Raw genomic sequence first — 19,740 nt, forward strand, 5'->3', positions numbered from 1 at the left:
TACAAAATGGCTAAATTTCAACCCAAGGTACAGAGCGAAGGTCAGGACGACGGTCTGCGCGAAAAAATGATCGCGGTCAACCGCGTGACCAAAGTCGTGAAGGGTGGCCGCATTCTGGGCTTCGCTGCGCTGACGGTGGTTGGCGATGGTGACGGCCGCGTGGGCATGGGCAAGGGTAAGTCCAAGGAAGTGCCCGCCGCCGTGCAAAAGGCCATGGAAGAGGCACGTCGCAACATGGTGAAGGTGTCGCTGAAGAACGGCACCATTCACCACAACGTGACGGGCCACCACGGCGCAGCCGTGGTGATGATGGCCCCGGCCCCCAAGGGTACCGGCATCATCGCTGGCGGCCCGATGCGCGCCGTGTTCGAGGTGATGGGCATTACCGATATCGTGGCCAAGAGCCACGGTTCGTCCAACCCTTACAACATGGTTCGCGCCACGTTTGACGCCCTGACCAATTCCACTACGCCGGCCGAAGTGGCCGCTAAGCGCGGTAAGACGGTCGAAGACCTCTTCGCTGCCTGATAGGGAGGCGTGCAATGACAACGCAACAAACCATCAAGATTCAACTGGTGCGCAGCCCGATTGGCACCAAAGAATCGCACCGCGCTACCGTTCGTGGCCTGGGTCTTCGCAAGCTCAACAGCATCAGCGAACTCAAGGACACGCCTGAAGTGCGCGGCATGATTAACAAGATCAGCTATCTGGTCAAAGTCCTCTGAGAGGTTGATGATGGAACTCAATAGCATCAAGCCCGCAGATGGTGCCAAGCACGCCGCGCGCCGCGTTGGTCGCGGCATTGGTTCCGGCCTGGGCAAGACCGCTGGCCGTGGCCACAAGGGACAAAAGTCCCGCTCCGGGGGGTACCACAAGGTGGGCTTCGAAGGCGGTCAAATGCCTTTGCAGCGCCGTCTGCCCAAGCGCGGCTTCAAGTCGCACCTGCTGAAGTTCAATGCGGAAATCTCCTTGACCGCCCTGGAAAACCTGGGGTTGGCTGAGGTGGATGTGCTGGCGTTGAAGAACGCAGGATTGGTTGGCGAGCTGGCCAAGGTGGTCAAGGTGATCAAGAGTGGCGAGATTTCCAAGGCTGTGAAGCTGTCGGGAATCACCGCAACTGCTGGCGCCAAGGCTGCCATCGAAGCGGCCGGCGGTAGCCTGGCCTGATCTGGTTCTGACGAAAGGCATCTGTGGCTACTAACGCAGCTCAACTGGCAAAAACCGGTAAGTTTGGCGATCTCCGCCGGCGTCTGGTCTTTCTGCTGCTCGCGTTGGTTGTGTACCGCATCGGCGCGCACATTCCCGTTCCTGGGATTGATCCGGCGCAGCTGCAGCAGTTGTTCAGTGGCCAGCAGGGCGGCATTCTCAACCTCTTCAATATGTTCTCGGGTGGAGCGCTCTCGCGCTTCACGGTCTTCGCGCTGGGGATCATGCCGTACATCTCGGCATCGATCATCATGCAGCTGATGACCTATGTGGTGCCCACATTCGAGCAGTTGAAGAAGGAAGGGGAGGCCGGGCGCCGCAAGATCACGCAGTACACCCGTTATGGAACGTTGGGCTTGGCGATTTTCCAATCGCTGGGTATCGCGGTGGCTCTGGAGAGCTCCGCAGGTCTCGTGTTGAGTCCGGGCTTCGGCTTCCGGCTCACGGCAGTGGTCAGCCTGACCGCCGGCACGATGTTCCTGATGTGGCTGGGTGAACAGATCACTGAGCGCGGCCTGGGCAACGGTATTTCGATCCTGATTTTTGCCGGTATCGCCGCGGGTCTGCCCAGTTCTATCGGTGGTCTGTTGGAGTTGGTGCGCACGGGGGCGATGAGCATCCTGGCAGCCATCTTCATCGTGATCGTCGTGGGACTGGTGACGTACTTCGTCGTCTTCGTCGAACGTGGTCAGCGCAAGATACTGGTGAACTATGCGCGGCGCCAGGTGGGCAACAAGGTCTATGGTGGGCAATCCTCCCATCTGCCTTTGAAGCTCAACATGGCCGGTGTGATTCCTCCAATCTTTGCATCGTCCATCATCCTGCTGCCTGCAACCATTGTGAATTGGTTCAGCGCGGGAGAGTCGATGCGGTGGTTGCGTGATATTTCTGCGGCACTGACGCCCGGCCAGCCGGTCTATGTGATGTTCTACGCCGCGGCGATCATCTTCTTCTGTTTCTTCTACACGGCTCTGGTTTTCAACAGCCGCGAAACGGCAGACAACCTGAAGAAGAGCGGAGCATTCATTCCAGGCATCCGCCCGGGTGAACATACCGCGCGCTACATCGACAAGATCCTGGTGCGGCTGACGCTGGCCGGGGCTGTTTACATCACCTTCGTGTGTTTGCTGCCCGAGTTCCTGATCCTGAAGTACAACGTGCCGTTCTATTTTGGTGGTACGTCGTTGCTGATCATCGTTGTCGTGACGATGGACTTCATGGCTCAGGTACAGAACTACATGATGTCGCAGCAGTACGAGTCGCTGCTGAAGAAGGCTAACTTCAAGACGACATTAGGTACCTGATGTCCGTGTGCCTTTGGCGAATGCGCTATAGTCGCGGGTTCGCCAAGAAGCAACGGCTTATTGATGCCCTTCGATCCATCGCGGGCACTTACTTTGTGTTCCGCGCACTGGGCCGGAACGATTGGACAAGTTTAGGAGAATGCAATGAGGGTTTCGGCTTCGGTCAAGAAAATTTGCCGTAACTGCAAAATCATCCGCCGCAAGGGCGTTGTGCGCGTGATCTGCACGGATCAGCGCCACAAGCAGCGCCAAGGTTGATTGGGAAGTATTAGAGGACGAACATGGCACGTATTGCTGGTATCAATATCCCGCCCCATCAGCACACCGAGATTGGCCTGACGGCCATCTACGGGATCGGGCGTACCCGTGCTCGCAAGATTTGCGAGGCATGCGGAATTGCTTATTCCAAGAAGGTCAAGGAATTGACCGATGCCGATCTGGAGAAGATTCGCGACCAGATCGCTCAGTTCACCATCGAAGGTGACCTGCGCCGTGAGACCACGATGAACATCAAGCGACTGATGGACATTGGTTGCTATCGCGGTTTCCGTCATCGTCGCGGTCTGCCGATGCGTGGTCAGCGCACGCGCACCAACGCACGCACCCGCAAGGGCCCGCGCAAGGGTGCAGCGGCACTGAAGAAGTAAGATTCTGAAAGATCACTATGGCTAAATCTCCTGCCAATAATGCCGCGCAACGTGTGCGCAAGAAGGTTCGCAAGAACATTTCGGACGGCATCGCCCACGTGCACGCCTCCTTCAACAACACGATCATTACGATCACCGATCGCCAAGGCAATGCTCTGTCCTGGGCGTCTTCTGGTGGCCAGGGTTTCAAGGGTTCGCGCAAGTCGACTCCTTTTGCTGCTCAGGTGGCATCGGAAGTGGCCGGTCGCGCAGCCATTGAACAAGGCATCAAGAACCTCGATGTCGAAATCAAGGGTCCCGGTCCTGGCCGCGAATCCTCGGTGCGCGCGCTGGGCGCTCTCGGCATCCGCATCACCTCCATCTCGGATGTGACGCCTGTGCCCCACAACGGTTGCCGTCCCCAGAAACGCCGCCGTATTTAATTGGTTTCATAAGCCCACCGCCACCGATCGCCTGGCGCGATGGTGGCTCCCGCAGTCCGCTGCGGCAGTCGATTCAAGGATATAAAAAGTGGCACGTTATCTCGGCCCTAAGGCCAAACTCTCCCGCCGCGAAGGCACCGACCTGTTCCTGAAGAGCGCACGCCGCTCTATCGCGGACAAGGCCAAGTTTGATTCGAAGCCAGGCCAGCATGGCCGTACTTCTGGCGCACGCACGTCAGACTATGGTCTGCAACTGCGCGAAAAGCAGAAAGTCAAGCGCATGTATGGCGTGCTGGAAAAGCAATTCCGCCGCTATTTCGAGGCCGCTGAACGCCTCAAGGGCAATACGGGCGCTAATTTGCTCGGCCTGCTCGAGTGCCGCCTGGATAACGTGGTGTACCGCATGGGCTTCGGCTCGACCCGTGCCGAAGCGCGTCAGCTCGTGTCCCACAAGGCCATCACTGTGAATGGTCAAAGCGTCAACATCGCATCCTATCTGGTCAAGGCCGGCGACGTGGTTGCGGTACGCGAAAAATCCAAGAAGCAGGCACGTATTGTTGAAGCCTTGCAATTGGCGCAGCAGGTGGGCATGCCCGTTTGGGTCGAAGTGAATGCCGACAAGGTAGAAGGTACCTTCAAGAAGGTCCCGGATCGCGATGAGTTCGGTGCAGACATCAACGAATCCTTGATCGTTGAGTTGTACTCGCGTTAAACCATAGCTTTAATTTAGCCGAAATCGTCCCTGAACCGCGAGGCATCGCGGTTTAGGCGCTTCACCAGCCTTACCGGTGTAACGAGCTGGGGGTATTGAGAGGAAGTCTGCATGCAAACCAATTTGCTGAAACCCAAGGCAATCAATGTCGAGCAACTTGGCCCCAACCGTGCCAAGGTGGCGTTGGAGCCTTTTGAGCGCGGTTACGGGCACACGCTGGGCAATGCCATTCGCCGTGTACTGCTCTCTTCCATGGTGGGTTACGCAGCAACGGAGGTGACGATTGCCGGTGTCTTGCACGAATACTCGTCCATTGATGGCGTTCAGGAGGATGTGGTCAACATCCTGCTCAACCTCAAGGGGGTGGTGTTCAAGCTGCACAACCGTGACGAAGTCACGCTGAGCCTGCGCAAGGATGGCGAAGGCGTCGTCACGGCGCGCGACATCCAGACGCCGCACGACGTTGAAATCGTGAACCCCGAGCACGTCATTGCCACTCTGTCTGCGGGCGGCAAGCTGGACATGCAGATCAAGGTGGAGAAGGGCCGCGGCTACGTGCCCGGCAACCTGCGCCGCTACGCGGACGAGGCGACGAAGTCCATTGGCCGTATCGTGCTGGATGCTTCCTTCTCGCCGGTCAAACGCGTGAGCTATACCGTCGAGAGCGCGCGTGTGGAACAGCGCACGGACCTGGACAAGCTCGTCGTCGAGATCGAAACCAACGGCGCTATTACTGCCGAGGACGCGGTCCGCGCTTCCGCCAAGATTCTGGTGGAACAACTGGCAGTGTTCGCGCAGTTGGAAGGCGGTGAGTTGGCAGCTTTCGATGCGCCGGCAAGCTCTCGCGGCGCTGCGACCTTCGATCCGATCCTGCTGCGTCCTGTGGACGAACTGGAACTCACCGTTCGCTCCGCCAACTGCCTCAAGGCGGAGAACATCTATTACATCGGTGATCTGATTCAGCGAACCGAGAATGAACTGCTGAAGACGCCGAACCTGGGTCGCAAGTCGCTCAACGAGATCAAGGAAGTGCTCGCTTCGCGCGGCCTGACCCTGGGTATGAAGCTCGAGAACTGGCCTCCGGCAGGGCTCGACAAGCGTTAAGTTATAATTTTGAGCTCTTTGAAAAGAGCCAGTGCCTCGGGCAGTACCTGATACGGCTGCCCGATTTAATTACATCTAAGGAAAGCACCATGCGCCACGGACACGGTCTCCGTAAACTCAATCGCACCAGCTCGCACCGCCTCGCGATGCTGCAGAACATGATGAACTCGCTCATCGAGCACGAGGCCATCAAGACCACATTGCCCAAGGCCAAGGAACTGCGCCGCGTGATCGAACCCATGATCACCCTGGCCAAGGAAGATTCCGTTGCGAATCGCCGCCTGGCTTTCAATCGCCTGCGTGATCGTGACAGCGTGACGAAGCTGTTCAACGACCTGGGTCCGCGTTTCAAGACGCGCCCCGGCGGCTACACCCGTATTCTGAAGATGGGTTTCCGGGTGGGCGACAACGCGCCCATGGCGTACGTCGAACTGGTGGATCGTGCTGAGACGCCTGAAGTTTCTTCCACGGAAGCTTAAATATAGGTTATAATTTCTGTCTACCGCGCGATGGAGCAGTCTGGTAGCTCGTTGGGCTCATAACCCAAAGGTCGGAGGTTCAAATCCTTCTCGCGCAACCAAATTTTGGCAGTCAAAAAAAAAGGCCCACTTCGGTGGGCCTTTTTGTTTTTGTTCAGGCTGCTCCGCTTCTTGAATCTGCGGCGCGCGGGCCCCGAGGGCGGACGGAAACGGCCCTCTGTTGTCTTAGGTCCCCCCACGTGGTTGTGTTTCAGGACATGCCGACGACTGGCGCGCGTCCTATCGATACGTACCCCAGGCCGAAGCGCGTAATGGTCTCGGGGTCATAGAGGTTGCGTCCGTCAAAGACCATACGGTCGTGGAGCGCATGGGCCATCTGCGCAAAGTCGGGCACGCGGAAGATTTTCCATTCCGTCACGATGGCCAACGCGTCCGCTCCTTCCAATGCCTCGGTGGGACTGCCGCACAGCACCAGGTCGTCACGTTCTCCAAAAATGCGCCGGGCCTCGTCCATGGCGGCCGGGTCGTGGGCGCGCACCTGGGCGCCTGCTGCCCACAGGCTCTGTAGGAGGTAACGGCTGGGCGCTTCGCGCATGTCATCGGTTTCCGGCTTGAAGGCCAGCCCCCAGACCGCGATGGTCTTGCCGCGCAGGTTGCCGCCGTAGTGCGCAATGATGCGCCGCGCCAGCAACTGCCGCTGCGCGTCATTGCGGCTTTCGACCGCCAGCAGCAGATCGGGGGTGAAGCCAATGGACTGGGCCGTGTGGATGAGGGCCTTGACGTCCTTAGGAAAGCAACTCCCGCCATAACCCACGCCGGGATAGATGAAGTGGTAGCCAATGCGCGGGTCACTTCCGAGCCCGCGGCGCACGTCTTCGATGTCCGCACCCAGTTGCTCGGCCAGGTTGGCCATTTCATTGATGAAGCTGATCTTGGTGGCCAGCATGGCGTTGGCGGCGTACTTCGTCAGTTCGGCGCTGCGCACATCCATCATCACGATGCGATCGTGGTTCCGATTGAAAGGCGCATACAGCTCGCGCAACTGGCGCTCGGCCTGGGGTGCGCGTGTACCGATGACGATGCGGTCGGGCCGCTTGCAATCGGCGACGGCAGCGCCTTCCTTGAGGAATTCGGGGTTGGACACCACCTCGAATGCCAAGGCCACGCCCCGCGTCTCCAGCACCTTGCGTACGGTATCGGCGACCTTGTCGGCCGTGCCCACGGGGACGGTGGATTTATTGACGATGGTCTTCGGCGCGGTCATGTGCGTAGCGATGGTGCGCGCGACGGCCAACACATGCTGCAGATCAGCGCTGCCGTCCTCATCGGGCGGGGTGCCGACGGCGAGAAAGATCAGCTCCCCATGGGCCACGCCCTGAGCGGCGTCAGTAGTGAAGCGCAGGCGGCCTGCCGCCTGGTTGGCCTGCACCAGTGGCTCCAGCCCCGGCTCGTGGATGGGAATACGGCCCGCTTGCAGCGCGGCCACCTTGGCGGCATCGACGTCCACGCAGATCACGTCGTGGCCGACGTCGGCCAGCACTGCACCCTGCACCAGGCCGACGTAGCCGGTGCCAAAAACCGTAACTTTCATGATGGGTAGAAATCCTTGTACCAGTGGACGAAGCGCGCCACGCCGTCCCGCACGGGCGTATGGGGGGCAAAGCCGACCCAGGAAGCCAGTGCCGCCATGTCGGCTGCCGTGCTGTGCATGTCGCCGGGCTGTAGTGGAAGCATGCGCTTGAGGGCGACCATCCCCAGTGCCTCCTCCAGCGCATGGATGTAGTCCATGAGCAGCGTAGGAGCGCTGTTGCCGATATTGAAGATACGGTAGGGCGCGAGGCCCGTGCCGGGCGACGGCGACAGTGGATCGAATGCGGCGTCGGGCGTGGCGGGCTTGTCGAGTACGCGCAATACGCCCTCGACGATGTCGTCGATGTAGGTGAAGTCACGCACCAACTGACCTTCGCCGTAGACGTCGATCGTCTCGCCCGCAAGCATGGCGCGGGTGAACTTGAAGAGCGCCATGTCGGGCCGCCCCCATGGCCCATACACCGTGAAAAACCGCAGGCCCGTGGTCGGAATGCCGTACAGGTGTGCGTAGGCATGCGCCATCACCTCATTGGCCTTCTTGGTCGCCGCGTAGTAGCTGACGGGATGGTCCACCGCGTCGCGCTCGGAGAACGGCAACTTCGCGTTGCCTCCGTACACGCTGGAGCTGCTGGCAAACACCAGGTGCTCCACCTGCTGTGCGCGGCAGCCCTGCAGGATGTTGCCGAAGCCCAGGAGATTGGAGTCGGTGTAATCGTCGGGTTGGTCGATGGAGTAGCGCACGCCGGCCTGTGCCGCCAGATGCAACACCCGATGGGGACGCACCCGCGCAAACAGCGCATGCATGGCGTCGCGGTCGGCGACATCGATCTGCTCGAAAGTGAAGTCGCCCTGACCGTGTAAGCGGCCCAGGCGCGCGTGCTTCAGGCCGACGTCATAGTAGGCATTGAGGTTATCGATGCCCACCACCCGTTCGCCGCGCTCCAGCAGCCGCTGCGCGCAATGCATGCCGATGAAGCCGGCGCAGCCGGTGACCAGGGTGACGCTCATGGTTGTGTGCCGCGTGGGCTCCAGATGTATTCGTAATGGGCCTGGGGTGTGCCCGCGCGCACCATATGGAATGGCAGGTGGATGGACTGCAGCGCACGCGGCGCGATGCGGGCCTGGGCCTGATCCCACCAGCTCGACGGAACGTAGTCGGTGCGTGAAATCAACAGCAGGCCTTGCCCCCGCTGCTCGCTGCGGCGCAAATGGTCGGCGACACAGGTCGGGATCTCGTCTTCGCCCGGCGCACAGGCGTCCACCAACGCGTCGGGAAAGCGCACCCGCAGCATGCCGGCCAGCATATGGTCGGACGCGACGATGGGGCTGGTGCCGTCATAGCCCGCGGCGCGCAGGGCGTCCGCCAGTTCGATGGACGGGTGGTTCAGCTCATCCACCTCGCCGCGCAGCCCGCTGAACCAGGGGCGTATGCCGGCAGCGACCAGCAGGATGACGGCCATCGTGGCCACGGCGATCGTGTAGCGCCGTGCACGCGGGTGGTGTTGCAATTCGGGCCGCGCAGAGAAGGCGGCCAGGGGTGCCATACACAGCAGTGGAAGTATCCAGCGGCCCTTGAAGTTGCTCACGCCTGCAAACACCACCATGCCGGCCAGCGCCAGCAACACCAGGCCCAGGTAGCGCACGAACACGCGGTGCATCGGCGGAGACACCGGCGCCAGCGGCCGCTGCCACCAGGCCGAACGGAAAGCCCACAACGCGAACAGCGCCCACAGCAGCAGCGTGCTGGGGACCACACCCTCCAGCAGCCTCAGCAGGCCCTTGACCAGCCCGTTTTCAGGCTGGATGTTCATCTTGCTGATGGTGCCGGACGTCGCCTCGGTGAGGTGTGACAGCAGCCATGCCGCATGCGGCAGCACGACCAGCAGGCCCACCAGGGGCGCCCACCACCAGCCGCGCGACAGCAGCGCGCGGCGCGCCTCGGGTACCGACAGCGCCGCCAGCAGCATGGCGCCCGCCACCAGCGCGAAGCTGTACTTGCCCAGCATGCCGAAGCCGCACACCAGCCCCAGCAAGGCAAAGTCCAGCGGCCGGGGGCGCCGCACGATGCGCAGCAGCAGCCACCACGCGCCACAGGCCATCGCCGTGACGAGGATGGTATGGGTCTGGTCGCGGACCGAATACCAGCCCAGCGCGGGCATCAGCACCATGCTGGCCGACGCCCAGAAGGCCCCCCGCTCGTCCAGCAGTTCCCGCCCGGCCAGGTACATGAGCGAATACGTCAGTGCCAGCAGCCCATGCTTGAGCAGCGACAGTGCCAGCACGCTGGGGCCGAACACCTGGTTCATCGCCCATTGCAGCCAGGTGTACAGCGGCGGCTGCGGGCCGTAGCCCAGTGCCAGCTCCTGGGTCCACAGAATCTGCTCGGCCTCATCCCACTTCAGCGCGGGCGAAGCGAGCAGGCGCATGGCCACGTGCGCCAGCGAGATGGCCGCGAACCAGAACAGCGGGTGGGTCCAGGGAAGGCGGGACGAAAGCGCGCGGGGCGCGGTGGAGGCGGTCATGGGGCAAGGGGAAAGTAGCGCACTGTGTGCGTCCGGCGGGCGCGAACGCGCGGGGCGCGCGAGGCACGCGAGGCACAATCGCAGCCATTATCCCGCTACAACTGTTTCCTTGATGAACACCGCCCCTACTCCAGCGCCCGACGTCTCCATCGTGGTGCCGATCTACAACGAGGTCGAGAACTTGCCCGACCTCGTGGAGCGCATCGCGCAGGCGATGTCCGCGCAGCCGCTCAGCTTCGAACTGCTGGCGGTGGACGACGGCTCGCGCGACGGCAGCGCCGACACGCTGCGTGAACTGGCGGCCACGCGCCCCTGGTTGCGCCCGGTGTTCCTGGCACGCAACTACGGCCAGTCGAGCGCCCTGCAGGCGGGTTTCGATCGCGTGCGCGGCCGCTATGTGGTGACGCTGGATGCCGATCTGCAGAACGAACCCGCCGACATTCCGCTGCTGCTGGAGCGCCTGGAGAACGACTCCAGCGTGGACATGGTCAGCGGCTGGCGCAAGGACCGGCAGGACGCGGAGCTGTCGCGCAAGCTGCCCTCGCGCATCGCCAACCGGCTGATCTCCAGCGCCACGGGCGTGCACCTGCACGACTACGGCTGCGCGCTCAAGGCCTATCGACGGCCCATCATCGACCGGATCCGCCTCTACGGCGAGCTGCACCGGTTCATCCCGTCGCTGGCCAAGGAGGCGGGCGCGCGCATCACGGAAGTGCCGGTGCGCCACCATGCGCGCACCCGCGGCGTGTCCAAGTACGGCATCGACCGCACCTTCCGCGTCATCCTGGACCTGATCCTCATCGTCTTCTTCATGCGCTACCGCCAGCGCCCGCTGCATGCCTTTGGCGGGCTGGGGCTGTGGCTGGCTGCGCCGGGCGTGCTGATCCTGGCCTGGCTGCTGCTGCAGAAAGTGCTGGGCGAGGACATCGGCGGCCGGCCGCTGCTGCTTGCCGGCGTCATGCTGGTGCTGATGGGCGTGCAGATGGTGGTGGCGGGCCTGATCGGCGAGCTGCTGATGCGCATCTACCACGAGGCCGGCGGGGCACCGCAGTTCCATGCGCAGGAATATGTGCCGGATTCAAGAGTAAATATGCCTGCGGCGCGCGACCAGAAAGCGCAAGCAGCTACTAATAACATAGCGTGAAGCGTCCGTTCAAGGCCATGCTGCGCGGCCTGGTGGGCCTGGCCCTGCTGGGCGCGGTGGTGGCGCTGGCCGATCCGGCCCGCGTGTGGAGCCAACTGCGCCAGGCCCAGCCAGGGTGGCTGCTGGCGGGGCTGCTGGCGGGCATCGCTTCCAACCTCGTCTCGGCGCTGCGCTGGCGGGCATTGGCGCGGTGGCTGGGCGCCGACGCGAGCGCGCGCGATGCCTGCCGCTGGTACTTCCAGGCCATCGGCCTGAATGCGTTGCTGCCGGGGGCCGTGGTGGGGGGCGACGTGTACCGCGCCGTGGTACTGCGTGGTACCGGTCAGGACACGGCGGCCTCCAGTTGGTCGGTGGTGCTGGACCGGCTGAGCGGCCTGTGGATGCTGTGCGCCATCGGCGGCCTGGGCGCTGCCGCCTGTGCCGACGTGCTGGCGCCCTGGCTGCGGTTGCCAAGGGGACTTTTCATCGCGCTGATGCTTGTGGGCACGCTGCTGTGGCTGGCGCTGCCGTGGTGCCTGCCTGCGCTGCTGCGCAGCCGCCGGTTTGCGGGCGGCTGGCTCGCACCGCTGCGTGAAGCCGCAACGCGCCCCGACTTCCCGCGTCAACTGGTCTGGCAGGCCGGGGCATCGGCGGCGGTGCAGCTGCTGTCGGCCGCGGCGCTGGCGGGGGGCGGGCTGGCACTGGGTGTGGCGCTGCCGGCCAGCGTGTGGGCCTGGGCGATCGCGCCCGTGTTCCTGATGGCGGCGCTGCCGGTGAGCGTGGGCGGCTGGGGCACGCGCGAGGCGGCCGCCGTGGCCGCGCTGGCCCCCTTCGGCGTGGCCGCGTCCGCCGCCGTGGGCGTGGGCGTGGTCTATGGCGTCTACGGGCTGGCGCAGGGCGCGCTGGGGGCGCTGGCGTTCGGCCTGCCGCGCAGCGCGGGGCGGTAGGCCCGGGCGCTGGCCCGCGATGGCCTGGCCATCATTGGTGTATTTTTATCAAATTGATAGCACCTTGCGCTTGATGGATGAGCGCTGGATGTCAATTCGGCTTGAAATGAGGGGCGTGCCCGCGCCGACCATGCAGCGGCGCCGTGCCCGTGGCGCATGCCGGTCGGATGGGGCGCTGGCGCTGCCGGCACCGGGGCGCCGGCGCGATTCAGCCGTGTTCGCCCGCGGCCTCTGCGTCCCGCTTGATCTGCAGCGCGCGCTCGTACAGCGTGTTGCGCGAGGCGTGCGCGATGTCGGCCGCCAGTTTCACCGCGGTCTTGGTCGGCAGCTCGTCCAGCAGCAGGCGCAGCACGCGCTCGGCCTCCGCGCCGTCGCCCTGCGTGGCCGCCAACGGGTGCAGCAGCACCACGAACTCGCCCTTGACCCGCTGGGGAGCGCCGGCCAGCCAGGCGGCCAGCTCCCGCGCGGGATGCGTGGAGACTTCCTCGAACTGCTTGGTGAGTTCGCGTGCGAGCGTCACCGGCCGCTCGCCCAGGTCCGCCAGTGTGTCGGCCAGCGCAGCGATGCGGTGCGGCGCCTCCAGCAGTACCACGCAGCGCGGCTCGGCCGCCAGGCGCTGCACCGCGGCCGCGCGTTCGGCGCCCTTGGGCGGCAGAAAGCCCGCGAACAGAAAGCCGCCGCTGTCGGCGGTGGGGGCCACCGCGCCCGCGACGCTCAGCGCGCTCGTCACGCTGCTGGCCCCCGGCAAGGGAATGCAGCGCAGCCCCGCGGCCTGCACGGCCGCCACCAGGCGCGCGCCGGGATCACTCACCCCGGGCGTGCCGGCGTCGCTCACGTATGCCACGCGCTGGCCGGCCTGCAGTTGCTGCACCACCATCTGCGCGGCCTGCGCTTCGTTGTGCTGGTGCAGCGCGAGCAGGCGGTCGGAGGGCTTGTCGATGCCGTAGGCGCGCAGCAGCGACTGGGTGTGGCGCGTGTCCTCGCACGCCAGCGTGTCGGCCAGCTGCAGCACGTGCAGCGCACGCAGTGTGATGTCGGCCAGGTTGCCGATGGGCGTGGCGACCACGTACAGGGCGCCCTGCGGATAATGCTGCGCGGCCGCCGCATCGCGCGCGGCGCTCAAGGCAGAGGCAAAAGAGGCGCTCAATGGGATTCCTCGGCAAGAAGGTGAATGGCAGTGCGCCCGCGCGCACCACGCGCGCCGCGGGGCAGGCGGCGGAAGACCGCGCGCTGGCCCATCTCACGGCGGCGGGCCTGGCGCTGGTGGAGCGCAATTATCGGACGCCGGGGCGCGGCGGCGGAGAGATCGACCTGATCTTGCGCGAGCGCGACGGCACGCTGGTGTTCGTGGAGGTGCGCAGCCGCGGCGCCAGCGCCTACGGCGGCGCGGGCGGCAGCATCGGCGTGGCCAAGCAGCGGCGCATCGTCTTTGCTGCGCAGCACTACCTGCTGCGCTGGCCCGCACCGCCGCCGTGCCGCTTCGATGCGGTGCTCATCGAGGGCGACCGGCTGCAGTGGCTGCGCGGCGCATTCGACGCCGCGTAGCGCGCGGCCTACCGTTTGCTACAGGCGCCGCGATACCCGCAGGTATCATTCACGGCCCATGCTTGAGCAACGCATCCAACAGCATTTCATCGACAGCGCCGACCTGAAATACCAGTCGGCCCAGGCGCTCAGCCATCCCATCAGCGCAGCCGTGCAGGCCATCTGGGCCTGTGTGACCAACGGCGCCAAGGTGCTGGCCTGCGGTAGCGGCCCTTCGTCCGCGCAGGCCCTGCAGTTCGCGGCCTTTTGCGTGGCCGGTTTCGAGCGCGATAGGCCCGAACTGGCGGCGCTGGCCCTGGTGCCCGATGCCCTGGCCACCGGCACCAGCGCCGTAGCGGACAGCGCCGTGCTGGCGCGCCAGGTGCGCGCCCTGGGGCAGGCAGGAGATCTGCTGCTGGTCATCACCATCGGCGGCAACGAGCCAGCCCTGCTGCAGGCCGTGCAGGCCGCCCATGAGCGGGACATGACCGTGGTCGCCCTGTGTGGCCGCGACGGCGGGGCGTTGGGCGCGCTGCTGCACGAGACCGATGTCCAGATCTGCGTGCCGCACGACCGAGCCGCCCGTGTGCGCGAGGTGCATGCGCTGGTGCTGCACTGCCTGTGCGACGGCGTGGACGCCCAGTTACTTGGAGAACAGGAGATTCCTCTATGACATTTCCCCTGCTGCGAATTTCTAGCGCCGCGCTCGCGGCCGCGGCCCTGGCCGGCAGCCTCGCCGGCTGCGCGCCGCTGGTCATCGGCGGCGGTGCCGTGGTCGGCACCCTGATGGCGACCGACCGGCGCACCACCGGCACCCAGGTGGAGGACGAAGGCATCGAGATGCGCACCGCCAGCCGCATCCGTGAGACCCTGGGCGACCGCGTGCACGTGAACGTGACCAGCTACAACCGCCAGGTGCTGCTGACGGGCGAAGTGCCCACGGCCGCCGACGGCCAGAAGGTGGAGCAGATCGCGCAAGGCGTGGACAACGTGCGCTCGGTGGTCAACGACCTGGGCGTGATGCCCGCGTCCTCGCTGACGCAGCGCTCGCGCGACGCCTTCATCTCGACCAAGGTGCGCGCGAGCCTCGTGGACGCCAAGGACCTGTCTGCCAATGCGTTCAAGGTCGTCACCGAGCGCGACGTGGTGTACCTGATGGGCCGTGTCACGCAGCGCGAAGCCAAGCGCTCCGCGGAGATCGCGCGCGGCGTGGATGGCGTACGCAAGGTCGTGCGCGTGTTCGAGGTGATCTCCGAAGAGGAACTGATCCGCGGTGGCGCGGCGCAGCAGCCCGCGCCCGTCTCGCAGGACCCCGCCGCGGCGGCGCAGCCAGTCAAGCCCTGAGCACGGGCTGCTCGCGCCGAACAGGTCGGCACCATCCGCGCCTTGTGACAGGTGATTGAACCACTGCCCGCCCTGCGCGGGCAGTGCGTCTGGGGCCTCAGTCTTTTTTGGGCGCCAGGCGGGTGATCAGGCTGGACGTGTCCCAGCGGTTGCCGCCGGCGCGCTGCACGTCGGCATAGAACTGGTCCACCAGCGCCGTGACCGGCAGACGCGCACCGTTGCGCTTGGCTTCGTCGAGCACCAGCCCCAGGTCCTTGCGCATCCAGTCCACGGCAAAGCCGAAGTCAAAACGGCCCTCCACCATGGTCTTGCCGCGGTTGTCCATCTGCCAGCTCTGGGCAGCGCCCTTGCCGATCACGTCGAGCACCAGCGGCATGTCCAGGCCCGCGTGCTGGCCGAAGGCGATCGCCTCGGACAGACCCTGCACCAGGCCGGCAATGCAGATCTGGTTGACCATCTTGGCCAGTTGGCCGGCGCCGCTGTCGCCAATGCGGGTGAACGCGCGCGAGAAGGCCATCGCCGTGGGGCGTACGGCATCGAAGGCTGCAGCGTCGCCGCCGCACATCACGGTCAGTTGCCCGTTTTGCGCGCCGGCCTGCCCGCCGGAGACCGGCGCGTCGATGAACTGCAGGCCCAGCGTGCGGGCGGCGCCATAGAGTTCGCGCGCCACCGCCGCGGATGCCGTGGTGTGGTCCACGAAGACCGCACCCTGCTGCATGCCGGCGAACGCGCCGTCGGCCCCGAGCACCACGGAGCGCAGGTCGTCGTCATTGCCCACGCAGCAAAACACGATGTCCGCGCCTTGTGCGGCCTCGCGCGGCGTCTTGGCATGTTTTACGGTTGCAACGCCCTTGAATTCAGCGCACCATGCTTCTGATTTCGTAGCGGTACGGTTGTACACCGTCACGGTATGGCCCGCCGATGCCAAATGCCCCGCCATCGGGTAGCCCATGACGCCCAAGCCCAGGAAGGCCACGCGGCGTGCGGGGACCGGATCGTAGGTGCGGGGATTGATGCTGCTGCTCATGGGTTGGGCTCCGTCAAAAAGAGAGGCCCGCAGGGGCGGGCCGGGGGGGCGAGTGTGTGGGTATCAGACGATGGCGAAATGCTCGGTGCCCGAGGCCAGGTCCGTCGTCTTGGCACGCTGGCTGCTGAGCTTGATCTGCAGGCGCAGGTCGTTCACCGAGTCGGCGTTGCGCAGGGCATCCTCATAGCTGATCACGTTGGCCTCGAACAGGTCGAACAGTGCCTGGTCGAAGGTCTGCATGCCCAGGTTGCGGCTCTTCTTCATGATTTCCTTGATCTCGGCCACCTCGCCCTTGAAGATGAGGTCGGCGATCAGCGGCGTGTTCAGCATCACCTCGACGGCGGCCGCGCGCCCCTTGCCGTCCTGCTTGGGAATCAGGCGCTGCGAGATCAGTGCCTTGAGGTTCAGCGACAGGTCCATCAGCAACTGGGCGCGCCGCTCCTCGGGGAAGAAGTTGATGATCCGGTCCAGCGCCTGGTTGGCGCTGTTGGCGTGCAGCGTGGCCAGGCACAGGTGGCCGGTTTCGGCAAACGCCACGGCGTGCTCCATGGTCTCGCGGTCGCGGATTTCGCCCATCAGGATCACGTCCGGCGCCTGACGCAGGGTGTTTTTGAGGGCCGCCTCCCAGCTGTCGGTGTCCAGGCCCACCTCGCGCTGCGTGATCACGCAGTTCTTGTGCGGATGCACGAATTCCACCGGGTCTTCCACCGTGATGATGTGGCCGAAGGAGTTCTCGTTGCGCCAGTCCAGCATGGCGGCCAGCGTGGTGGACTTGCCCGAGCCCGTCGCGCCGACCAGGATGCACAGTCCGCGCTTGGTCATGGTGACTTCCTTGAGCACCTGCGGAACGCCCAGGCCGTCGATGGTGGGCAGCGTGAGCGGAATCGTCCGCAGCACCATGCCCACGCGGCCCTGCTGCACGAAGGCGTTCACGCGGAACCGGCCCACGCCCGCGGGCGAGATGGCAAAGTTGCACTCCTTGGTGCGCTCGAAGTCGGCCACCTGCTTGTCGCTCATGATGGCGCGCGCCAGCGTGAGCGTATGGTTGGGCGTCAGAGGCTGGGGAGAGACCTTGGTGACCTTGCCGTCGACCTTGATCGCCGGCGGAAACTCCGCCGTGATGAAAAGGTCGCTCCCCCCGCGGCTGACCATCAGCTTGAGCAGATCGTTGATGAATTTACTCGCCTGATCCCGTTCCATCCCATACCCCCTTGGTCGTCAGCCTTGTGTTGTTGTGCCGGGCTGTTCAGCGTTGATTTTCACTCAGACGCGCGCTCACCACGCGCAGGCGCTGCGACAGCTTGCGCGCCAGCAGGGCCACCAGGCTGGCGGCCAGTTGCGGGTCGTGGGCCATCATCTCATCCAGCGCCTCGGCGCTGAGCACCGCGATCTCGCATTCCGTGAGCGTGGTGCACGCCGAAAAACGGATGCCGCTGTCCAGCAGCGACATCTCGCCCAGGATATCGCCGGGCCGCGTCTCGGCCAGGCGCAGTTGCTCTCCCCAGGGCTGGACACGGTCCACGGCGATGGTGCCCGTGAGCAGCACGACCATGAAGTTGCCGTATTCGTCCTGGCGGATCAGGTCGCGGTTGGGCGCAACGGAGGCGAACTCGAAGAAGCGCTCCATGCGTTCCACGGCGTCGTGGTCCAGGTGCGCCATGTACTTGTCCTTGCTCCACAGCGATTGCAGCAGCCTGCCGCCACGGCTTTGGGGCAGGCGCTTGACATCGACTTCGACGGCGCGCGCCTCCCAGGGGACCAGTTGTGATTGCTCCACGCCCTGGCCGGCAAATGCGGTGGTGAAGAACACCGAGTCGGTGCTCTCCTCGCCGGACTTGCGGTTTTTGGACTTGAGCAGGCCGAGAATGCCTTTCATGATGGGGCTCCGATGCGGGCTCGTGTACCAACGAGCCTGGTAGTGAAAAAGTGTGCGGGCCCGCCTTGGAGGGGGGTCAGCCGGGGAAGTTCTCGGGAATCTTGGCCTTGCTGCGCGCCTCGGCCGGGCTGATGATGTTGCGGCGCACCAGGTCGGAGAGGTTCTGGTCCAGCGTCTGCATGCCCACGCTGTTGCTGGTCTGGATGGTGGAGTACATCTGCGCCACCTTGGCCTCGCGGATCAGGTTGCGGATGGCGCTCGTGCCCAGCATGATCTCGTGCGCCGCCACGCGGCCAGAACCGTCCTTGGTCTTGCACAGCGTCTGCGAGATCACCGCCTGCAGCGACTCCGACAACATCGCGCGCACCATTTCCTTTTCTTCGGCGGGGAAGACGTCGATGATCCGGTCGATGGTCTTGGCGGCGCTGGACGTGTGCAGCGTGCCGAACACCAAGTGGCCCGTTTCCGCGGCGGTCATGGCCAGGCGGATGGTTTCCAAGTCGCGCATTTCGCCCACCAGGATGGCGTCCGGGTCTTCGCGCAGGGCGGACTTCAGCGCGGCCGCGAACGACAGCGTCATCGGGCCGACTTCACGCTGGTTGATCAGGCACTTCTTGGACTCGTGCACGAACTCGATCGGGTCTTCCACCGTGAGGATGTGGCCGTACTCGCTTTCGTTGAGGTAGTTGACCATGGCCGCCAGGGTGGTGGACTTGCCCGAGCCTGTGGGGCCCGTCACCAGCACCAGGCCGCGCGGCTTGAGCGCCAGGTCGGCAAAAATCTTGGGCGCGTTGAGCTGCTCCAGCGTCAGGATCTTGCTCGGAATGGTACGGAACACCGCGGCCGCGCCGCGGTTCTGGTTGAACGCGTTGACGCGAAAGCGCGCCAGGCCGTCGATCTCGAAGGAAAAGTCCACTTCCAGGAACTCTTCGTAGGTCTTGCGCTGGGCGTCGCTCATGATGTCGTACACCATGGCGTGGACGGTCTTGTGGTCCAGTGCATCGACGTTGATGCGGCGTACGTCCCCGTGGACCCGGATCATGGGCGGCAGGCCGGCGGAAAGGTGCAGGTCGGACGCCTTGTTCTTCACGCTGAAGGCGAGCAATTGGGTGATGTCCACGGATTCCCTCTTATCGTTTGATACGCTTGGGCGAACATTATGACGACGATTGCCAGCAACCTCCAGAATGTGCGGGAGCGCATCGCGCGCGCCTGCGCGGCTGCCGGCAGGCCACCCGATGCCGTGGCGCTGCTGGCGGTTTCCAAGACCTTCGGCCCCGAGGCCGTGCGTGACGCGGCATTGGCGGGCCAGCGGCGGTTTGGCGAAAACTACATTCAGGAAGCCGTGGAAAAGATGGCTCTGGTGGCGGCGCTCGGGCTGCCGCAGGCGCTGGAGTGGCACTGCATCGGCCCGGTGCAAAGCAACAAGACCCGCCTGGTGGCCCAGCACTTCGACTGGGTGCACACGGTGGACCGCCCCAAGACGGCGCAGCGTCTGTCCGACCAACGTCCCGACAACCTGCCCGCGCTGCAGGTCTGTATCCAGGTGAACGTGGATGGTGGCGCCACCAAGGCCGGTGTGCCGGCCGAGGAGGCATTGGCTCTGGCCCAGGCGGTGGCAGCGCTGCCGCGGCTCACGCTGCGCGGCGTCATGAGCATCCCCGACCCGGCGCCCGACGAGGCCGCGCAACTGGCCGTGCTGCTGCGCGTGCGCCAGGTGTTCGACACCCTGCGCGCGCAGGGCGGCCCGGGGTTCGAGGCGGTCGATACCCTGTCGCTGGGCATGACCGGCGACCTGGAGGCCGCGGTGCGCGCCGGTAGCACCATGGTGCGCGTGGGCAGCGGCATCTTCGGTGCGCGCCACTACCCGGCCTGATAAGCTGGCCGTCATCTAGTTTTGACGGAGATTCCCT

At 64.7% G+C, this 19,740-nt stretch carries 24 protein-coding genes and 1 tRNA gene; 17 read left to right on the forward strand and 8 right to left on the reverse strand.

Annotation, left to right across the window (positions count from 1 at the left end; all coding sequences use genetic code 11):
* Positions 1-6: 6 nt before the first annotated feature.
* From rpsE to DTPSY_RS01970, 11 genes are all read left to right on the forward strand, one after another.
* Positions 7-528 carry a 30S ribosomal protein S5 gene (gene rpsE / locus DTPSY_RS01925; RefSeq protein WP_011803860.1) on the forward strand — a complete coding sequence of 174 codons (522 nt, stop codon included), beginning with the start codon at positions 7-9 and terminating at the stop codon, positions 526-528.
* Positions 529-542: 14 nt separating this feature from the next.
* Positions 543-725 carry a 50S ribosomal protein L30 gene (rpmD, locus tag DTPSY_RS01930; protein WP_012655443.1) on the forward strand — a complete coding sequence of 61 codons (183 nt, stop codon included), beginning with the start codon at positions 543-545 and terminating at the stop codon, positions 723-725.
* A 10-nt stretch (positions 726-735) separates the two neighbouring features.
* Positions 736-1,167, forward strand: a complete 432-nt coding sequence (rplO, locus tag DTPSY_RS01935; RefSeq protein WP_011803862.1) for a 50S ribosomal protein L15 — start codon at positions 736-738, stop codon at positions 1,165-1,167.
* A 23-nt stretch (positions 1,168-1,190) separates the two neighbouring features.
* Positions 1,191-2,510, forward strand: a complete 1,320-nt coding sequence (secY, locus tag DTPSY_RS01940) for a preprotein translocase subunit SecY (protein ID WP_011803863.1) — start codon at positions 1,191-1,193, stop codon at positions 2,508-2,510.
* Positions 2,511-2,654: 144 nt separating this feature from the next.
* A complete protein-coding gene (rpmJ, locus tag DTPSY_RS17825; protein WP_003050535.1) occupies positions 2,655-2,768 on the forward strand; it encodes a 50S ribosomal protein L36 in 114 nt (37 codons plus the stop codon).
* Positions 2,769-2,791: 23 nt separating this feature from the next.
* Positions 2,792-3,157: a 30S ribosomal protein S13 gene (gene rpsM / locus DTPSY_RS01945; protein ID WP_011803864.1), complete on the forward strand. Its 366-nt coding sequence runs from the start codon at positions 2,792-2,794 to the stop codon at positions 3,155-3,157.
* 17 nt (positions 3,158-3,174) lie between these two features.
* Positions 3,175-3,579: a 30S ribosomal protein S11 gene (gene rpsK / locus DTPSY_RS01950; RefSeq protein ID WP_011803865.1), complete on the forward strand. Its 405-nt coding sequence runs from the start codon at positions 3,175-3,177 to the stop codon at positions 3,577-3,579.
* A gap of 88 nt (positions 3,580-3,667) precedes the next feature.
* Positions 3,668-4,291: a 30S ribosomal protein S4 gene (gene rpsD, locus DTPSY_RS01955; RefSeq protein WP_012655444.1), complete on the forward strand. Its 624-nt coding sequence runs from the start codon at positions 3,668-3,670 to the stop codon at positions 4,289-4,291.
* 111 nt (positions 4,292-4,402) lie between these two features.
* Positions 4,403-5,395 (forward strand): DNA-directed RNA polymerase subunit alpha, encoded by a 993-nt coding sequence (locus DTPSY_RS01960; protein WP_011803867.1) that lies wholly within the window; start codon positions 4,403-4,405, stop codon positions 5,393-5,395.
* An 89-nt stretch (positions 5,396-5,484) separates the two neighbouring features.
* Positions 5,485-5,874: a 50S ribosomal protein L17 gene (gene rplQ / locus DTPSY_RS01965; protein WP_011803868.1), complete on the forward strand. Its 390-nt coding sequence runs from the start codon at positions 5,485-5,487 to the stop codon at positions 5,872-5,874.
* 24 nt (positions 5,875-5,898) lie between these two features.
* A tRNA-Met gene (locus DTPSY_RS01970) sits at positions 5,899-5,975 on the forward strand.
* 149 nt (positions 5,976-6,124) lie between these two features.
* Here the strand turns inward: DTPSY_RS01970 and DTPSY_RS01975 are convergent.
* The 3 genes from DTPSY_RS01975 to DTPSY_RS01985 are packed head-to-tail and all read right to left on the reverse strand — an operon-like array spanning position 6,125 to position 9,986.
* Entirely contained in the window at positions 6,125-7,465 is a 1,341-nt protein-coding gene (locus DTPSY_RS01975) for a UDP-glucose dehydrogenase family protein (protein ID WP_012655445.1), read from the reverse strand.
* The gene (locus DTPSY_RS01980) at positions 7,462-8,472 is read right to left on the reverse strand and encodes an NAD-dependent epimerase (protein WP_012655446.1); all 1,011 of its coding nucleotides are present in this window, start codon (positions 8,470-8,472) and stop codon (positions 7,462-7,464) included. Before DTPSY_RS01980 ends, DTPSY_RS01975 begins: the two co-directional genes overlap by 4 nt.
* Positions 8,469-9,986, reverse strand: coding sequence for an ArnT family glycosyltransferase (locus DTPSY_RS01985; RefSeq protein WP_012655447.1), 1,518 nt, complete (start codon positions 9,984-9,986; stop codon positions 8,469-8,471). Before DTPSY_RS01985 ends, DTPSY_RS01980 begins: the two co-directional genes overlap by 4 nt.
* A gap of 112 nt (positions 9,987-10,098) precedes the next feature.
* Here DTPSY_RS01985 and DTPSY_RS01990 point away from each other — a divergent pair, with 112 nt between their 5' ends.
* Both DTPSY_RS01990 and DTPSY_RS01995 read left to right on the forward strand, forming a co-directional pair.
* A complete protein-coding gene (locus tag DTPSY_RS01990) occupies positions 10,099-11,130 on the forward strand; it encodes a glycosyltransferase family 2 protein (protein ID WP_012655448.1) in 1,032 nt (343 codons plus the stop codon).
* A complete protein-coding gene (locus DTPSY_RS01995; RefSeq protein WP_041838777.1) occupies positions 11,127-12,056 on the forward strand; it encodes a lysylphosphatidylglycerol synthase transmembrane domain-containing protein in 930 nt (309 codons plus the stop codon). Before DTPSY_RS01990 ends, DTPSY_RS01995 begins: the two co-directional genes overlap by 4 nt.
* A gap of 208 nt (positions 12,057-12,264) precedes the next feature.
* Here DTPSY_RS01995 and rsmI read toward each other — a convergent pair whose 3' ends face one another.
* On the reverse strand, positions 12,265-13,203 hold the full coding sequence (gene rsmI / locus DTPSY_RS02000) for a 16S rRNA (cytidine(1402)-2'-O)-methyltransferase (protein WP_041838778.1): 939 nt from the start codon (positions 13,201-13,203) through the stop codon (positions 12,265-12,267).
* Between rsmI and DTPSY_RS02005 the strand changes: the two genes are divergently transcribed.
* From DTPSY_RS02005 to DTPSY_RS02015, 3 genes are read left to right on the forward strand one after another with little or no spacing between them, the layout of a single operon-like run.
* Positions 13,203-13,601: a YraN family protein gene (locus tag DTPSY_RS02005; RefSeq protein ID WP_012655451.1), complete on the forward strand. Its 399-nt coding sequence runs from the start codon at positions 13,203-13,205 to the stop codon at positions 13,599-13,601. The genes rsmI and DTPSY_RS02005 overlap by 1 nt on opposite strands.
* Before the next feature lie 58 nt (positions 13,602-13,659).
* Positions 13,660-14,253, forward strand: coding sequence for an SIS domain-containing protein (locus DTPSY_RS02010; protein ID WP_012655452.1), 594 nt, complete (start codon positions 13,660-13,662; stop codon positions 14,251-14,253).
* Positions 14,250-14,924 (forward strand): BON domain-containing protein, encoded by a 675-nt coding sequence (locus tag DTPSY_RS02015; protein WP_012655453.1) that lies wholly within the window; start codon positions 14,250-14,252, stop codon positions 14,922-14,924. Before DTPSY_RS02010 ends, DTPSY_RS02015 begins: the two co-directional genes overlap by 4 nt.
* A gap of 97 nt (positions 14,925-15,021) precedes the next feature.
* Here DTPSY_RS02015 and DTPSY_RS02020 read toward each other — a convergent pair whose 3' ends face one another.
* The 4 genes from DTPSY_RS02020 to DTPSY_RS02035 form a co-directional block, all read right to left on the reverse strand.
* Positions 15,022-15,951, reverse strand: coding sequence for an NAD(P)-dependent oxidoreductase (locus DTPSY_RS02020; RefSeq protein ID WP_012655454.1), 930 nt, complete (start codon positions 15,949-15,951; stop codon positions 15,022-15,024).
* 63 nt (positions 15,952-16,014) lie between these two features.
* Positions 16,015-17,151, reverse strand: coding sequence for a PilT/PilU family type 4a pilus ATPase (locus DTPSY_RS02025; RefSeq protein ID WP_012655455.1), 1,137 nt, complete (start codon positions 17,149-17,151; stop codon positions 16,015-16,017).
* A gap of 46 nt (positions 17,152-17,197) precedes the next feature.
* Positions 17,198-17,827 carry a Crp/Fnr family transcriptional regulator gene (locus DTPSY_RS02030; protein WP_012655456.1) on the reverse strand — a complete coding sequence of 210 codons (630 nt, stop codon included), beginning with the start codon at positions 17,825-17,827 and terminating at the stop codon, positions 17,198-17,200.
* Between the two features lie 76 nt (positions 17,828-17,903).
* Positions 17,904-18,947, reverse strand: a complete 1,044-nt coding sequence (locus DTPSY_RS02035; protein WP_011803881.1) for a type IV pilus twitching motility protein PilT — start codon at positions 18,945-18,947, stop codon at positions 17,904-17,906.
* Positions 18,948-18,986: 39 nt separating this feature from the next.
* Here DTPSY_RS02035 and DTPSY_RS02040 point away from each other — a divergent pair, with 39 nt between their 5' ends.
* Entirely contained in the window at positions 18,987-19,703 is a 717-nt protein-coding gene (locus DTPSY_RS02040; RefSeq protein ID WP_012655457.1) for a YggS family pyridoxal phosphate-dependent enzyme, read from the forward strand.
* Positions 19,704-19,740 lie beyond the last annotated feature (37 nt).

This window comes from [Acidovorax] ebreus TPSY (assembly GCF_000022305.1).
In the GTDB taxonomy this organism is placed as follows: Bacteria; Pseudomonadota; Gammaproteobacteria; order Burkholderiales; family Burkholderiaceae_C; genus Diaphorobacter; species Diaphorobacter nitroreducens.

Coding starts and splice junctions, on each gene's coding strand:
- rpmJ (WP_003050535.1), top strand. CDS start 2,655: ATGAGGGTTTCGGCTTCGGTCAAGAAAATTTGCCGTAACTGCAAAATC.
- DTPSY_RS01990 (WP_012655448.1), top strand. CDS start 10,099: ATGAACACCGCCCCTACTCCAGCGCCCGACGTCTCCATCGTGGTGCCG.
- DTPSY_RS01985 (WP_012655447.1), bottom strand. CDS start 9,986: ATGACCGCCTCCACCGCGCCCCGCGCGCTTTCGTCCCGCCTTCCCTGG.
- rpmD (WP_012655443.1), top strand. CDS start 543: ATGACAACGCAACAAACCATCAAGATTCAACTGGTGCGCAGCCCGATT.
- rplO (WP_011803862.1), top strand. CDS start 736: ATGGAACTCAATAGCATCAAGCCCGCAGATGGTGCCAAGCACGCCGCG.
- DTPSY_RS02020 (WP_012655454.1), bottom strand. CDS start 15,951: ATGAGCAGCAGCATCAATCCCCGCACCTACGATCCGGTCCCCGCACGC.
- DTPSY_RS01960 (WP_011803867.1), top strand. CDS start 4,403: ATGCAAACCAATTTGCTGAAACCCAAGGCAATCAATGTCGAGCAACTT.
- DTPSY_RS02015 (WP_012655453.1), top strand. CDS start 14,250: ATGACATTTCCCCTGCTGCGAATTTCTAGCGCCGCGCTCGCGGCCGCG.
- DTPSY_RS02040 (WP_012655457.1), top strand. CDS start 18,987: ATGACGACGATTGCCAGCAACCTCCAGAATGTGCGGGAGCGCATCGCG.
- DTPSY_RS02030 (WP_012655456.1), bottom strand. CDS start 17,827: ATGAAAGGCATTCTCGGCCTGCTCAAGTCCAAAAACCGCAAGTCCGGC.
- DTPSY_RS02010 (WP_012655452.1), top strand. CDS start 13,660: ATGCTTGAGCAACGCATCCAACAGCATTTCATCGACAGCGCCGACCTG.
- DTPSY_RS01980 (WP_012655446.1), bottom strand. CDS start 8,472: ATGAGCGTCACCCTGGTCACCGGCTGCGCCGGCTTCATCGGCATGCAT.
- DTPSY_RS01975 (WP_012655445.1), bottom strand. CDS start 7,465: ATGAAAGTTACGGTTTTTGGCACCGGCTACGTCGGCCTGGTGCAGGGT.
- rpsE (WP_011803860.1), top strand. CDS start 7: ATGGCTAAATTTCAACCCAAGGTACAGAGCGAAGGTCAGGACGACGGT.
- DTPSY_RS02005 (WP_012655451.1), top strand. CDS start 13,203: ATGGGATTCCTCGGCAAGAAGGTGAATGGCAGTGCGCCCGCGCGCACC.
- rplQ (WP_011803868.1), top strand. CDS start 5,485: ATGCGCCACGGACACGGTCTCCGTAAACTCAATCGCACCAGCTCGCAC.
- DTPSY_RS02025 (WP_012655455.1), bottom strand. CDS start 17,151: ATGGAACGGGATCAGGCGAGTAAATTCATCAACGATCTGCTCAAGCTG.
- rpsK (WP_011803865.1), top strand. CDS start 3,175: ATGGCTAAATCTCCTGCCAATAATGCCGCGCAACGTGTGCGCAAGAAG.
- rpsM (WP_011803864.1), top strand. CDS start 2,792: ATGGCACGTATTGCTGGTATCAATATCCCGCCCCATCAGCACACCGAG.